Genomic DNA, 13758 nt, shown 5'->3' on the forward strand with positions numbered 1-13758 from the left:
ACGTACCGCCTGCCCGCGCGCGCCGCCGACGCGGGACGGCTTGACCGCATGATCGCGCGGGCAGGCGGTACGTCGGTCGGCGGGACCGTCCTGTTTCGCACCGCCGACTTCCCCGATGCGCCGGGCCTGTTCCGACGGCTCGGCGAGGCCGGCATCCATGTCCGGCGCTTCACGGAGGCGTCGGCGCGCCTGCGCTTCGGGCTTCCCGCGGACAAGGACGCCTGGTGCCGCCTGTCGCGGATCCTCCGGTGAGGGCGGATCCTCAGGTCAGGGTGGGGCGCCGATCGAACACGGCGACGAGGAGGGCGGCGACGGCGAAGGCGATGCCCACCAAGCAGACCCCGGCCCAGCCGGCGAGCAGGAAGGCCTGCGATCCGGCGTAGGCGCCGATCGCCCCGAACACGAACATCGCCGTGAACAGCACTGTGTTGATCCGCCCGCGGGCGCCGGGGACGAGGGCGTAGGCGCGGGTCTGGTTGGCGATCAGTGCCCCGTTCATGCCGATGTCGATCAGCAGCACGCCGACGGCCACGGCGCCGAGCGACCACGTGCCGCCGGCCCAGAGCACCGCGAAGGCCGCGACGACGAGGAGGCTGCCGCCGACCACCACGGGCCGCGCCCCGCGCAGGTCGGTGAACCGGCCCGAGACCGGTGCCACCAGCGCGCCGCAGACGCCGATCACCCCGAACAGCCCGGCGCCGGCCGCGGTCAGGTTGAACGGCTCGGCCTCCACGAGGAGCGCGAGCGTCACCCAGAACGCATTGAAGGCGGCAAACAACAGCGCCTGCGACAGGCTGGCGTTGCGCAGCACGGGCTGCGTCTTCGCCAGGTGCAGGATCGACAGCATCAGCGCGCGGTAGCGCAGACGCTTGGCCTCCGTGCGCGGCAGGGTCGCCGCCGCGATCGCCGCCATCCCGAGCGAGACCGCGGCGGCCGCGAAGAACACCGCCCGCCAGCCGAGATGCGCGCCGACGAAGCCGCTGACCGTCCGGGCGAGCAGGATGCCCGAGAGCAGCCCGGTCATCACCTGCCCGACGACGCGCCCGCGGCTGGCATCCGGCGCGAGTTCCGCCGCGAAGGGCACCGCCTGCTGCGCCGCCGACGAGAGGAAGCCGATCAGCAGGCTCGCGAGCACCAGGACGGATAGATTCGGGCTGAGTGCCGCGACCACCAACACCACGCTCAGCGCGAGCAACTGCGCGATGATCAGCTGGCGCCGGGGCCAGGCGTCGCCGAGCGGCACGAGGCCGACGATGCCGAGCCCGTAGCCGACGAGGCACGCGGTCGGCACCCACAGGGCGGCGCGCGGCCCGAAATCGGCCACGAGCAGCCCGAGCAACGGCTGGTTGTAATAGATGTTGGCGACCGCACCGCCGGCGATCAGCGTCAGCCCGATCCGCGCGGTCGTGCTCAGAGCCGGATGCGGCGAAACCGTCGAGACGTCGCTCACGAGCGGGCTTTCGGATCGCGCGAGCGGTTCGGCGCTGTGAGCATGTCGGTCGGCTCTCGCATGGTGGGTGATCGAAAGTCGCCTAGGCGGGGTCCGGTGCCATGGCAACGGCGGGTGGCGCGGGGCACGGCCGCGTAGGAGTGGCGCACCCGGTGTCGATTCCGGACCCGCCTCCCTATGTTCCTTTGCGGAACGTTGTTTCGCGCACGGCCCGATCGCTCGCAATCGATTTGTCGATCGAGGCGTTCCGGGTTCTGATGCCGTTCATGCGACGGATGACACCGATTCGTGCCGCGGAGCGCATCCGACGCTTCGAGAAGGAGAGGATTTTCATGCCGAACTACCGGGTGGATTTCGAGAAGCAGATCTTCGGGCTTCCCTTCACCATCGGATCGGTGGAGATCCATCGCGCGCGCGACCCCGACCGCGCCCGGCGGGCCGCCGAGCTGAAGTTCGCCCGCCAGTACGGCCTGGGCTACTGGCGCGAGCGCGCCGACAGCGCCGTGGTGGCGCAGGCCGGCGACGAGCGCCGATAGGGCGTCGTACCTCGCCCGGAGGGTCTGGTCCCGCGCGCCGTCACGCCGTAAACGGTGTGGCCGACGGCATCGCCGTCCGGGACGACCGGGGCCTCCGCGGCGGCCGGTTTCGAGGCGAGACGCGGACGGCGATCCATGGCGGCGATCTCTTTCTTCGGCGACCTCCTCCAGACCATCAGCGATCGCGGTCGCGACCTCATCGGCATCGGCCGCGGCGACCTCGCTGCCCGGGCCAACGCCGCCGAACTGGTCAAACTCTGCGACGACCTGATCTCGCGGCGCGGCGAAGCCTCCGGCGTCGCCCTGGCGCGGCTGATCCTCGACCGTTACGCGACGCTGGGCACCGACGAGCGCCACGCCTTCCTGCGGCTCATCGCCATCGAGTTCGACGCGGATCACGACGCGGTGGACGCCGCGATCGAGGCCTACCGCGCCGACCCGACCCGCGCGCGCCTCGGAAGCCTGCACGAATCGGCCGAGCCGCGCTCCCAGGAGCTGATCCGCCGCCTCAATCTCGCCCGCGACGGGACGCTCAGCCTCGTGCGCATGCGCGAGGACCTGTTCGACCTGCGCCGAATCCTGCGCGACGAGGGCGAGCCCAACCTGATCGACGCCGCCGACAGCCTCGATTCGGATTTCGAGCACCTGTTCGCCTCGTGGTTCAATCGCGGCTTCCTGGTGCTGCGCCACATCGACTGGACGACGCCGGCCCACATCCTCGAAAAGATCATCCGCTACGAGGCGGTCCACGAGATCGCCGGATGGGACGACCTGCGCCGCCGCATCCAGCCGGTGGACCGGCGCTGCTTCGCCTTCTTCCACCCGGCGCTGGTCGACGAACCGCTGATCTTCGTCGAGGTCGCCCTGACGAGCGCGATCGCGCCGGCGATCGCGCCGATCCTGTCGCAGGCGCGCGACCCGCTGCCGCTGAAGTCAGCGACCACGGCGATCTTCTACTCGATCTCGAACTGCCAGAAGGGCTTGGCCGGCGTCACCTTCGGCAACTTCCTGATCAAGCAGGTGGTGGAGGACCTCGCCCGCGAGATCCCGACCCTGAAGACCTTCGTCACGCTCTCACCAGTCCCGGGCTTCGCGCGCTGGCTCGACCGCGAGCGGCGCGCGGACGCCCCGCAGGGCCTGACCCGCGACGACATCGAGGCGTTGCGCCAACTCGACGAACCGGATTGGGCGACCGATAAGGCGAAGTCCGACGCCGTGCGCAAGGCGCTGCTGCCGGCCGCCGCCGCCTACTTCCTGCGCGCCAAGAACGAACGGGGCCGACCGCTCGATCCGGTGGCCCGCTTCCACCTCGGCAACGGTGCCCGGCTCGAGCGGATCAACTTCCTCGGCGACGTCTCGGAGAAGGGGCTGAAGCAGTCCTACGGGCTGATGGTCAACTACCTCTACGACCTGTCGGCGATCGAGAAGAACCACGAGACCTATGCCAACCTCGGCACGGTGTCGGCCTCCGGCGCCGTTTCGCGCGAGTTGCGCGCCAACCTGCCGCCGCCGCGCTCCGTCGCCCTCGCCGAGGCGTGAGGCGGGTGGGCCGAAGTCGATCATCCGTTCCGCTGGGCGTTGTGTCATGACGAATCATCTCTTCGCGCTGATCCGCGAGGCCTTGCCGGCGGAGGCCGCGGCCAAGACCTTCATCGAGACTCCGGACGGGCGCCGCCACAGCTACGCCGACATGCTCGCGCGCAGCGGCGCCTACGCGAACGCCCTCGTTGCCGCCGGCGTCCGCCCTGGCGACCGGGTCGCGGTGCAGGTCGAGAAGAGCGCCGAGGTGGTGTTCCTCTATCTCGGCGCGGTCCGGGCCGGCGCGGTCTTCCTACCGCTGAACACCGCCTACACGGCGGCCGAGGTCGCCTACTTCCTCGGCGACGCCGAGCCCGCCCTGTTCGTCTGCGACCCGGCCAAGCGCGCGGCTTTGGCGCCGGTCGCCGAGAATGCGGGTACCACCCGCGTGCTCACCCTCGACGCCGCCGGCCGAGGCACCATCGCCGAGGCGGCTGACGCGCAAGGGGCGGACTTCGCGGACGTGGCGCGGGGGCCGGAGGATCTCGCCGCGATCCTCTACACCTCCGGCACCACGGGGCGCTCGAAGGGCGCCATGCTCAGCCACGATAACCTCGCCTCGAACGCGCGCACGCTGGTCGAGGCCTGGCGCTTCACCGCCGACGACATGCTGATCCACGCGCTTCCGGTGTTCCACACCCACGGGCTGTTCGTGGCGATCAACACCGTGTTGGCCTCGGGCGGCAGCATGCTGTTCCTGCCGCGGCTCGACGCCGGCCTGATCCTCAAGCTGATGCCGCGGGCGACCAGCATGATGGGCGTGCCGACCTTCTACACCCGCCTGCTCAAGGATCCCGGCCTGACCCAGGCGGCGACCGCGCATATGCGGCTGTTCACCTCCGGCTCGGCGCCGTTGCTCGCCGAGACCCACGCCGAATGGCAGGCCCGCACCGGCCACGCCATCCTCGAGCGCTACGGCATGACCGAGACCAACATGAGCACCTCGAACCCCTATGGCGGCGAGCGCATCGCCGGCACGGTCGGGTTCCCGTTGCCGGGCGTCGAGCTACGCGTCGTGGATCCGGACACGGGGTCCGCGCTCGGTCCCGAACAGGTCGGGATGATCGAGGTGAAGGGTCCGAACGTGTTCAAGGGCTACTGGCGCATGCCCGAGAAGACCGCGGCCGAGTTCAAGGTGGACGGCTACTTCGTCACCGGCGACCTCGGCAAGGTGGACGGGCGTGGGTACGTCCACATCGTCGGCCGCGGCAAGGACCTCATCATCACCGGCGGCTTCAACGTCTACCCGAAGGAGGTCGAGACCGAGATCGACGCGATGCCGGGCGTCGTCGAATCGGCGGTGATCGGCCTGCCGCACGCCGACTTCGGCGAGGGCGTCACCGCAATCGTGGTCGGCGCCGAGGACGCCCCCGACGAGAAGGCGGTGCTTGCCTACCTCGAAGGGCGCCTCGCCCGCTTCAAGTGCCCGAAGCGGGTGCTATTCGCCGACGACCTGCCGCGCAACGCCATGGGCAAGGTCCAGAAGAACATCCTGCGCGACCAGCACGCCGGCCTGTATCGCGACGGTGCCGGCGCAGCCTGACCGGTCAAGGATTGAGCGTTCGCCGCGTTCGCTTACCGAGGCGGCGTGCCGCCCGCGCCTCCGGCAGGCGCGTCCGAGCGAGAGCCCGCTGGATCACTCCGCCGCCTGCTGCATCCGCAGGCGCTGGTTCTGTCCGATGGTGCGGGAGATCAGGGAGCGGCGCGCGCTGTAGCTGGCCGAGACCAGGGGATAGTCCACCGGCAGGCCCCACTTGGTGCGGTAGGCCTCGGGCGACAGGCCGCGCAGCGTGAGGTGCCGGCGCAGCGCCTTGTAGGGCTTGCCGTCCTCGAAGCTGACGATCGTGTCCTGGCGGATCGAGGCGCGGATCTGCGCATCGGTCGGCTTGGCCAGCACCGGCTTCGGCGGGGTCGCCAGGCCCGTGAGCGAGCCGTGGACCGTGCGGATCAGGTCCGGCAGGCCTGTCGCCGGTACGGAGTTGCGCGCGACGTAGGCGGTGAGGATCTTCGCGGCGAGGGCGATGGGGTCCGTCGTGGTCTGCACGGTTCGTCTCCTTCCGAAGGCTGTCGGGTCGGTGCGTGTCCAAACGTGCTGTCGCCGGGAACTCGATGTCGGCGTCGTCGATCACCCGGAACGGTCGCGGCAGGTCGGCCTGCCCCGGCACGATTATGCGCGCGGAAGGCCGAAACACAACTTCTGCGCGACTCAATCAGTGATTTAAATCTACTTAGAATTGATTAACAGGCTCAAGTCGGTTGCAATAAGACGCCTCTGAGGTCGTCGCCCTGCGGTTTCGCGTTTGGGAGCATGAGGTTGGCCACCACCGACGCGTCGACGCCTCGACAGTCCAAGCTATACAATTCCCGGTTGCATTTGCGGTCATCGGCCGAGTGCGGCGGTTTGGGCGCGGCTCAGGTCTTTACCGCTGGGCGATCGTCGCCGAGAACCGGATGCGGAGGAGCGCATCATGGAAGTCCTGGTCGTCGGTGCGGGCGTCGTCGGTCTCGCGGTGGCGCGCGCCCTTGCACTGCGGGGACACGAGGTGGTCGTGGCGGAAGCGGCCGAGGCGATCGGCACCGGCGTGTCCGCGCGCAACTCGGAGGTGATCCACGGCGGGATGTACTACCCGGCGGGCTCGCTCCGGGCGAAGCACTGCGTCGCCGGCGCGCGGATGCTCTACCGTCTCTGCGCGAGCCACGGCATCGGCCACCGCGCCTGCGGCAAGCTGATCGTCGCCACGACGGACGCCGAGGCCGGGACGATCGCCGCGATTCGCGATCGTGGCGTCGAGAACGGCGTCGAAGGCCTGGAGCTGCTGGACGCCGCCCAGGCCCGGCGCCTGGAACCCAACATCTCCTGCACCGCAGCGCTGCTGTCGCCGCAGACCGGCATCGTCGACAGCCACGGCCTGATGCTCGCCCTGCAGGGCGAGCTCGAGGATCGCGGTGGGGCGATCGCGCTCCATACTCCCGTCACGGGTTTGGCGCGCAAGGCTGGCCGCTGGGTCGCGACCTTCGGTGGCGCGACGGCGGGCGAGTACCCGTGCGATGCCGTCGTCAACGCCGCCAGCCTCGACGCGCAGACGCTCGCCGCCCACACGGACGGGTACCCGGCCGAGCGGGTGCCGCGTCGCGTCCTGGCCCGGGGCAACTATTTCGGCTTCACCGGCAAGGCGGCCTTCGGACGCCTGATCTACCCCGCGCCGGTCGAAGGCGGGCTCGGCACCCATCTCACCCTGGATCTCGCCGGCCGCATGCGCTTCGGGCCCGACGTCGAGTGGATCGATGCGATCGACTACCGGGTCGACCCGTCCCGCGGCGACGCCTTCTACGCCGCGATCCGGCGCTACTGGCCGGGCCTGCCCGACGGATCGCTGGTCGCGGATTATGCCGGCATCCGGCCGAAGCTCACCGGCCCCGGCGAGCCGGCCGCCGACTTCCGCGTGGACGGGCCGGCGGAGCACGGCCTGCCCGGCCTCGTCCACCTGTTCGGGATCGAGAGCCCAGGCCTGACCGCGAGCCTGTCGCTCGCCGAGGACGTGGCCGACCGGCTGGCGGCGTGACGCGCACGGGCTCGGAAGGCCCGCGAACCGTCAGGACAGGATGCGCAGGGCCAGCGGCACGAAGATCGCGGTGAGGAAAGCGTTCAGACCCATGGCGATGCCGGCGAAGGTGCCGGCGACCTCGCTGACCTGGAACGCCCGCGCGGTGCCGACCCCGTGGGCCGCGAGCCCTACCGCGAAGCCGCGCGCGCGCATGTCCCGGATGCCGAGGGCCTGCATCAGCGGCGTCACCAGGATCGCGCCGGTGATGCCCGTCAGCATCACCAGCACCGCGGTGAGCGTTGGGTCTCCGCCGAGCGCCTCCGAGATGCCCATGGCGACGCCGGAGGTGACGGATTTCGGGCTGAGCGAGACGATCACCGCTTCCGGGATGCCGAGGGCGCGCCCGAGCAGGATCGCGCTTCCCAGGGCGACCGTGCAACCGGAGACCAGCGCCGCCAGCATCGGCAGGAGCGCGCGCATCACCGTGGCGCGGTGCTCATAGAGCGGCATCGCCAGCACCACCGTCGCCGGCCCGAGCAGGAAGTGGACGAATTGCGCGCCGTCGAAATAGGTGGCGTAGGGGGTGCCTGTGAGCGTCAGCACCGTGCTGGTGATCGCGATGGCGATGAGCACCGGGTTTACCACCGGGTGCCGCCCGCTCGCCGCCGAGATCCGGTCGGCCACGAGGTAGGCGACGAGCGTCACCGTCAGCCAAAGCAGCGGCGTGCGCGCGAGGTAGACCCAGACCGCGAACTCGCCGCTCACCGCTCGCTCCCCGTCCGCGCCGTCAACCGCGCGACCCAGAGGAAGACCAGGACGGTGGCGACCAGCGCAGCGGCGGTGGAGACCACCACCACGACGGCAAGGCGCAGGCCCTGCGCCTGGACCACGTCGAGGCGCCCGACGATCCCGGCGCCGGCCGGCACGAACATCAGCGACAGGTTGGAAAGCAGCCCGCGCGCCGTCGTCTCCAGCGTTCCATCGGTGAGCGGCTTCGGCAGGATTTGCGCGAGGCGCAGCGAGCGCCGGTCGCGCAGCACGAGGAAGGCCAGCATCAGCGCCATGCCGAGGACCGGGCCGGGGACGGGCAGGCCGGCGCTGCGAGCGAGGCCTTCGCCCAGCAGCTGCGCCAGCAGGATCAGGGTGAGGCTCGCGATCATCGATCGCCGCCGCTCAGGCCGGATCGAGGGCGATGCCGGGAACACCCTCGCCGCGGGCCCGCGCGATCCCGGCCTCGTCGAAGCCCAGGAGCTTGCCGAGGCGCCAGACCAAGGCCTCCTCGAACTCGTCGATGGTGCCGTCGGCGGCGGCCACCGACCACGCCATCGCCAGGATGCGCCCGCGCTCGCCGGCATCGGCCTCGTGCGGCAGCATCTCGACGAGGCTCGCCACGTCGCGGGTCTCCGAATCGAAGGCGGCGGCGCGTGCGATCAGGGCGTCGGCGGATTCGGCGCTCACGGCGTAGCGCCCGCGCACCAGCCGCGCGAGGCGCTCCGATTCCGCCGGCGCCAGGATGCCGTCGGCCCGCGCCACGTGGACGAGGAGCGCGGTGGCGGCCAGATGGGTGTCGTCGCCCGGCGCCTCGTGCGCGGCGACGCCGAGGGCCTCGGCGGCATAGGCCCGCAGGCGTGCGATCAACGACATGGCGATGTTCCGGCAACCGGCGCGCCCGGTACGACCGGACCCTTCCCGCCACATCCGCGCCCGTCAAGGACGCGCGGGGCCGCTCATGCGCTTCCCCGTCCCGGCGTGTCCCGCCTGCATCGCCGAGCGCGCGCTGCACGGTCTCGCCTTGCCAAGCGGGGACCGGACAGCTATGCACCGTGGCCTCGGCATCCGCCTTCGACGCGGCCGCCGACGGATGCCGCTTTAGCTCAGCTGGTAGAGCACCTCATTCGTAATGAGGGGGTCGGGGGTTCGAATCCCTCAAGCGGCACCACTACTTAGTGCTTTCCTCGTTTCCCTAAGACGATCGCAGGCCGGCGAAGGCTGAGCGGGCTCCACGGAACCGTTCGTCGGATTTCGCTGGAATATTCGAGTCGATGGCGCGACGCACAAGGCGGCGCTAAGGTGCCTGCGCGGCGTACAGGACCCTCGATATGCGAAGCTTCATCCTCGCTCTGGCGATCGCGAGCGCGCCATTCCCCGCGTTCGCGATCTGCAACTGCGCGTGCGTGAATGGCAACGCTGTGGCGCGATGCTCCTCGACGGCGGACAACATCCCGATCTGCCAGGTGCTGTGCCCGCCATCCGTCGCCACGCAGTCTATCTCCGGGCCTTCGGTCGCGCCCCCCGGTGCACCGCAGCGTCGGCCCGACACCGTGATCATCAACCAGCAGAACGACGAGCTGAGATCCCAAGGCATCACGCCAAGAGATGGGCAGCCGCTCCGCTGACCGGCGGACAGTCGGCTGAGGCGGAGCACGCGTTTCGGCGTGACGGAGCGGATGCTGGAGCGCGCGGCGACTGGTTGTTCTCAGGTCTGATCTCGAGTTTCAGAAGGCGCGGCTCCCTTCGGAAACGCACGCGGCGCGGCCGAGGGTCGCTGCGCCGACGATGTCCGGAACGGCGCCCCTGAACGCCGGGTTTGCCACCGACCGAGCGCGGCACGCAGGACGCGCCGCCCGATCGATGGGAAGACACGATGTCCAACAAGCATCTCAAGACCGACGTGCCGACCGATGCCGACCTGAAGGGGAACCCGGGGATCGGGCAGTCGAAGGGCCTGACCGGCCACGACATCGCGGACATCGAGGCGGACTCGACTGTCGAGGGCGACACCGCCAACGAGACCAAGCTCGACGGTGGCATCGATCCGAACCATCGGGGCCGGACGAACAAGTGACCGTGTCGTAGATCGAAGGCTGAGGCGGCTTGCGTCGGATGGCGGCCCGCCTCAGTCCCCGGCCTTCTTCGAACGCGGGCCAAGCGTCGATGCGATGCTCGTCCATCGCCACGGCTTCTGTGCTCTATCATCGGAAAGGTTTTAATCCCGAATGCTGCGTGCGCGTCGGCACGTCGAGACGGAAAGCGGCTCCCCATCTTGGGTTCAGGCAGAGAGAAACGAACCCAAATCCGGGTTTGACCTGCACAGGAGCCACGCCGTCACCATGAAGACCCGTATCGCCGCCTTCGCCGCCGCTGCTATTCTCGGCGTTGCCTCGATCTCGTCCGCGATGGCCTACGAGACCCCTTCCCGCTACACCGGCTATTCGCCCTACGCCGTCGAGACGACGGGTTCGTTCGGCGGATACGGCCCGCGCTTCGACCGCGACCCGGCCAACTGCCGCATGAGCTCGGCGGCCGAGGGCAACGCCAACCAGCAGAACTTCCCGGTGAAGCAGTACGGCCAGACCTCCGGCGGCAACCGCTGCTGATCGGTCGCGCGACACTGAGCGTCAGGTTCGAGCGGCGGGGTGCGAGCCCCGCCGCCTTCGTTTGCGCCTCCGCGGCTTCCCATCCGGCGTCCATGGCGACATGGTCCGCGCAGGTCCGATCCCGCGCGAGCTGCCGATGACCCCGTCCGACCCCGTCGCCGCCTTCCGCACCGCCCTCGGCGAGGGCGGCGTGCTCACCGGCTCCGACACCGCACGCTACACCCGCGACCAGCGCGATTTGATGCAGGGCGAGGCCGACGCCGTCCTGCGGCCGAGATCGGTGGCGGAGGTGCAGGCGCTCGTTTGCCTGGCGAAGGCCGAGGGTTTTGGGCTGGTGCCCCAGGGCGGCAACACCGGCTACGTCGGCGGGGCGACGCCGCAGGCCGGCCGGCGGCAACTGGTGGTGAGCCTGGAGCGGATGGCGCGCATCCGCTCCGTCGACCCGCTCGACTTCACGCTAACCTGCGATGCCGGCGCGATCCTCGCCGACGCGCAGGCTGCGGCGGCCGCGCACGACCTGCTGCTGCCGCTGAGCCTCGGCGCGGAGGGAAGCTGCCGCCTCGGCGGCAACCTCGGCACCAATGCCGGCGGCCTGCAGGTTCTGCGCTACGGCATGACCCGCGACCTCGTCCTCGGCCTGGAGGCGGTGCTGCCGGACGGCTCGTTATTTTCCGACATGAAGCGTTTGCGCAAGAACAACATCGGCTACGACCTCAAGCAGCTCTTCGTCGGCGCCGAAGGCACGCTCGGCATCGTCACCGGCGTGGTGCTGAAGCTGTGGCCGGCGCAAAACCACCGCGCCACCGCATGGCTGCAGCTCGCCGCCGACGCGCCGATCCCCGAGATCGCCGCGTTCCTCCGTCGCGAGACCTCGGACCTGGTCACGACCTTCGAGCTGATCTCGGCCTCCTCGCTCGCGCTGGTCGCCGAGATGCGCGGCGCCCCGACCGGGTTCGCCACCGGGGAGGGCGGAGCGGTGCTGCTCGAGCTCTCGTCCTCGTCTCGGCACATCCGCCTTGACGACGTGCTGATGGCCGCCCTCGAATCGCTGATGGAGCGGGGGTGGATCACCGATGCGGCGTTGGCGAGCTCCGAGGCGCAGCGCCGGGCGATGTGGGCCGTGCGCGAGACCATCCCTGAGGGCGAGAAGCACGCAGGCGGCTCGGTGAAGCTCGACATCGCCGTGCCGCTCTCGCAGCTCGGCGTCTTCCTGGTCCGGGCCGGCGCCGTGCTGGCGGAACGGATGCCGGGCGTGCGCCTGTCGTTCTACGGCCATGTCGGCGACGGCAACGTGCACTACAACCTGATGGTGCCGGCGGGCGAGGACCGGCTCGCCTTCACCCGCCGGGTCGAGGACGGCATCGCCCACGAGATCTACGCGGTGGCGATCGACCTCGGCGGCAGCTTCAGCGCCGAGTACGGAATCGGCCGCTTCAAGCGCGACCTGCTCCATCGCTACGCCGACCCGACCCGTCTGACCTTGATCGAGACGATCAAGCACGGCCTCGATCCGGACGGGCTGATGAACGCCGGGGCGATGACCGAGCGGCCTTGATGCCGGCCGCCGCCTTTCCACGACTCGCGCCTCTCATCGAGTCCACGCTTGGCGCCCGAAGAAAATACATGCATATGCCTGTTTCGGGTGAGGCGCCCCGATTCGCGCGAGGGTGATATGATCGTGGCCAGTCCGTCCCATGCCCTGTCTGGATCGCTCGCCCGCGTTCTGGCGCGCCGCGGGGTACATTACGGCTGGGTCTCAGCCGCGGTCACCTTCCTGACCATGCTGGTGACGGCCGGCGCGGTCGGCGCCCCCGGGGTGCTGATCCTGCCGTTGCAACGGGAGTTCGGCTGGGACACGGCCTCGATCTCGTCGGCGCTGGCGATCCGCCTCGTGCTGTTCGGCTTGATGGGCCCGTTCGCGGCCGCCCTGATGAACCGCTACGGCCCGCGTCGGATCGTGCTCTTGGCGCTGGCGCTGATCGCCTCCGGCCTGCTGGCCTCGCTCGCCATGACCCAGCTCTGGCAGCTGATCCTGCTCTGGGGCGTCGTCGTCGGCGTCGGCACCGGGCTCACCGCGCTGGTGCTTGGGGCGACGGTGGCGACGCGCTGGTTCTCGCACCGCCGCGGCCTCGTCGTCGGCCTGCTCACCGCGAGCTCGGCGACGGGACAGCTGATCGTTCTGCCGGTCCTCGCGGCGCTCACCGAGGCGATGGGCTGGCGTGCGGCCCTGCTCACGATCTGCGGCCTGCTCGGGCTGGCGGCGACCTTCGTGTTCCTGCTTCTGCGCGACCGACCGGAAGATGTCGGCCTGCTGCCCTATGGCGAGACCACCGCGAACGCCGCCCCGCCGCGCGGGCTGGCCGTGGGCGCCATCGCAGCCCTGCGCGGGGCGGCGCGGACGAAGGTGTTCTGGGTGCTGTTCTTCACCTTCTTCATCTGCGGCGCGAGCACCAACGGGCTGATCCAGACCCACTTCATCCCGCTCTGTGCCGACTATGGGCTGCGCCCGGTCCAGGCGGCGAGCGTGCTCGCCGGCATGGGCGTTTTCGATTTCGTCGGCACCGTCGCCTCGGGCTGGCTGTCGGACCGCTACGACAACCGCTGGCTGCTGTTCTGGTACTACGGCCTTCGCGGGCTCTCGCTGCTGTGCCTGCCGTTCTCGGACTTCTCGTTCACCGGGCTGTCCCTCTTCGCGGTGTTCTACGGCCTCGACTGGATCGCCACAGTGCCGCCGACCGTGAAGCTCGCCGCGCAGCGGTTCGGGCGCGAGCGCGCGAACGTGGTCTTCGGCTGGGTCTTCGCCGGACACCAGCTCGGCGCGGCGACGGCGGCCTTCGGCGCCGGCCTGTCGCGCGACCTCGACGGGCCCGCCCGCCTCGCCCTCGAACGGGTCCGGGATTCCGGGCGGCCGGTGCTTGCGGTCGACGTGCCGAGCGGGATCGACGGCGACACCGGCATGGTGCGGGGCTTCGCGCTTCCCGCCGTCGAGACCGTGACCTTCGTCGCGGAGAAGCCCGGCCACCTGCTACAGCCCGGCCGTGGCCTTTGCGGATGCGTGCACGTCGCCGACATCGGCACCGGCCCGGCGGCGTTCGCGGCCGGGCTCGCGCTGGACTCGCCCGCCTTCCGCAACGGTCCTGCACTCTGGAAAGCGTGCTTCCCACGACTCACCGAGGCGAGCCACAAGTACACCCGCGGCCACGCCCTCGTGCTGTCGGGTCCTGCCACCCGCACCGGCGCGGCGCGCCTTGCCGCCCGCGGCGGTGCGGGTG

General features: G+C 70.4%; 14 protein-coding genes, 1 tRNA gene and 2 pseudogenes. 12 read left to right on the forward strand and 5 right to left on the reverse strand.

Annotation, left to right across the window (positions count from 1 at the left end; translation table 11 throughout):
* A pseudogene (locus FV222_RS06640) lies at window positions 1-252 on the forward strand (threonine-phosphate decarboxylase); the annotation flags it as partial.
* A 10-nt stretch (window positions 253-262) separates the two neighbouring features.
* Here the strand turns inward: FV222_RS06640 and FV222_RS06645 are convergent.
* The gene (locus FV222_RS06645) at window positions 263-1450 is read right to left on the reverse strand and encodes an MFS transporter (RefSeq protein ID WP_147761364.1); all 1188 of its coding nucleotides are present in this window, start codon (window positions 1448-1450) and stop codon (window positions 263-265) included.
* A 332-nt stretch (window positions 1451-1782) separates the two neighbouring features.
* Between FV222_RS06645 and FV222_RS06650 the strand changes: the two genes are divergently transcribed.
* From FV222_RS06650 to FV222_RS06660, 3 genes are all read left to right on the forward strand, one after another.
* Window positions 1783-1986 carry a hypothetical protein gene (locus FV222_RS06650; RefSeq protein WP_147813541.1) on the forward strand — a complete coding sequence of 68 codons (204 nt, stop codon included), beginning with the start codon at window positions 1783-1785 and terminating at the stop codon, window positions 1984-1986.
* A gap of 135 nt (window positions 1987-2121) precedes the next feature.
* Entirely contained in the window at window positions 2122-3525 is a 1404-nt protein-coding gene (locus FV222_RS06655) for a malonyl-CoA decarboxylase (protein WP_147761363.1), read from the forward strand.
* 46 nt (window positions 3526-3571) lie between these two features.
* Entirely contained in the window at window positions 3572-5107 is a 1536-nt protein-coding gene (locus FV222_RS06660; protein ID WP_147761362.1) for a malonyl-CoA synthase, read from the forward strand.
* Between the two features lie 93 nt (window positions 5108-5200).
* Here the strand turns inward: FV222_RS06660 and FV222_RS06665 are convergent, their stop codons facing one another.
* Window positions 5201-5608: a MucR family transcriptional regulator gene (locus FV222_RS06665; protein WP_147761361.1), complete on the reverse strand. Its 408-nt coding sequence runs from the start codon at window positions 5606-5608 to the stop codon at window positions 5201-5203.
* A 424-nt stretch (window positions 5609-6032) separates the two neighbouring features.
* Here FV222_RS06665 and FV222_RS06670 point away from each other — a divergent pair, with 424 nt between their 5' ends.
* Complete coding sequence (locus tag FV222_RS06670) at window positions 6033-7127, forward strand: NAD(P)/FAD-dependent oxidoreductase (protein ID WP_147761360.1); 1095 nt, start codon at window positions 6033-6035, stop codon at window positions 7125-7127.
* Between the two features lie 30 nt (window positions 7128-7157).
* Here FV222_RS06670 and FV222_RS06675 read toward each other — a convergent pair whose 3' ends face one another.
* From FV222_RS06675 to FV222_RS06685, 3 genes are read right to left on the reverse strand one after another with little or no spacing between them, the layout of a single operon-like run.
* Window positions 7158-7874 (reverse strand): LrgB family protein, encoded by a 717-nt coding sequence (locus FV222_RS06675; RefSeq protein ID WP_147761359.1) that lies wholly within the window; start codon window positions 7872-7874, stop codon window positions 7158-7160.
* On the reverse strand, window positions 7871-8269 hold the full coding sequence (locus FV222_RS06680) for a CidA/LrgA family protein (RefSeq protein ID WP_147761358.1): 399 nt from the start codon (window positions 8267-8269) through the stop codon (window positions 7871-7873). Before FV222_RS06680 ends, FV222_RS06675 begins: the two co-directional genes overlap by 4 nt.
* 13 nt (window positions 8270-8282) lie before the next feature.
* On the reverse strand, window positions 8283-8753 hold the full coding sequence (locus FV222_RS06685) for a TerB family tellurite resistance protein (protein ID WP_147761357.1): 471 nt from the start codon (window positions 8751-8753) through the stop codon (window positions 8283-8285).
* Between the two features lie 219 nt (window positions 8754-8972).
* Here FV222_RS06685 and FV222_RS06690 point away from each other — a divergent pair.
* The 7 genes and pseudogenes from FV222_RS06690 to FV222_RS31015 all read left to right on the forward strand — a co-directional run.
* Window positions 8973-9048 (forward strand) — tRNA-Thr (locus FV222_RS06690).
* Between the two features lie 160 nt (window positions 9049-9208).
* Window positions 9209-9505 (forward strand): hypothetical protein, encoded by a 297-nt coding sequence (locus FV222_RS06695; protein WP_147761356.1) that lies wholly within the window; start codon window positions 9209-9211, stop codon window positions 9503-9505.
* A 248-nt stretch (window positions 9506-9753) separates the two neighbouring features.
* On the forward strand, window positions 9754-9954 hold the full coding sequence (locus FV222_RS06700) for a hypothetical protein (protein ID WP_147761355.1): 201 nt from the start codon (window positions 9754-9756) through the stop codon (window positions 9952-9954).
* A 265-nt stretch (window positions 9955-10219) separates the two neighbouring features.
* A complete protein-coding gene (locus FV222_RS06705) occupies window positions 10220-10486 on the forward strand; it encodes a hypothetical protein (RefSeq protein ID WP_147761354.1) in 267 nt (88 codons plus the stop codon).
* Window positions 10487-10622: 136 nt separating this feature from the next.
* Window positions 10623-12041 (forward strand): FAD-binding oxidoreductase, encoded by a 1419-nt coding sequence (locus tag FV222_RS06710; RefSeq protein ID WP_187273540.1) that lies wholly within the window; start codon window positions 10623-10625, stop codon window positions 12039-12041.
* Window positions 12042-12158: 117 nt separating this feature from the next.
* A pseudogene (locus FV222_RS06715) lies at window positions 12159-13340 on the forward strand (MFS transporter); the annotation flags it as partial.
* The coding region (locus FV222_RS31015) for an NAD(P)H-hydrate epimerase (RefSeq protein ID WP_281406872.1) at window positions 13332-13758 on the forward strand (427 nt) is incomplete at its 3' end. The pseudogene FV222_RS06715 and the gene FV222_RS31015, both read left to right, overlap by 9 nt.

This window comes from Methylobacterium sp. WL103 (assembly GCF_008039885.1).
GTDB classification, from domain to species: Bacteria; Pseudomonadota; Alphaproteobacteria; order Rhizobiales; family Beijerinckiaceae; genus Methylobacterium; species Methylobacterium cerastii.

Excerpts from the sequence above, each read along its gene's own strand:
- FV222_RS06695 (WP_147761356.1), top strand. The coding sequence starts at position 9,209 with ATGCGAAGCTTCATCCTCGCTCTGGCGATCGCGAGCGCGCCATTCCCC.
- FV222_RS06670 (WP_147761360.1), top strand. The coding sequence starts at position 6,033 with ATGGAAGTCCTGGTCGTCGGTGCGGGCGTCGTCGGTCTCGCGGTGGCG.
- FV222_RS06650 (WP_147813541.1), top strand. The coding sequence starts at position 1,783 with ATGCCGAACTACCGGGTGGATTTCGAGAAGCAGATCTTCGGGCTTCCC.
- FV222_RS06660 (WP_147761362.1), top strand. The coding sequence starts at position 3,572 with ATGACGAATCATCTCTTCGCGCTGATCCGCGAGGCCTTGCCGGCGGAG.
- FV222_RS06705 (WP_147761354.1), top strand. The coding sequence starts at position 10,220 with ATGAAGACCCGTATCGCCGCCTTCGCCGCCGCTGCTATTCTCGGCGTT.
- FV222_RS06685 (WP_147761357.1), bottom strand. The coding sequence starts at position 8,753 with ATGTCGTTGATCGCACGCCTGCGGGCCTATGCCGCCGAGGCCCTCGGC.
- FV222_RS06710 (WP_187273540.1), top strand. The coding sequence starts at position 10,623 with ATGACCCCGTCCGACCCCGTCGCCGCCTTCCGCACCGCCCTCGGCGAG.
- FV222_RS06700 (WP_147761355.1), top strand. The coding sequence starts at position 9,754 with ATGTCCAACAAGCATCTCAAGACCGACGTGCCGACCGATGCCGACCTG.
- FV222_RS06655 (WP_147761363.1), top strand. The coding sequence starts at position 2,122 with ATGGCGGCGATCTCTTTCTTCGGCGACCTCCTCCAGACCATCAGCGAT.
- FV222_RS06680 (WP_147761358.1), bottom strand. The coding sequence starts at position 8,269 with ATGATCGCGAGCCTCACCCTGATCCTGCTGGCGCAGCTGCTGGGCGAA.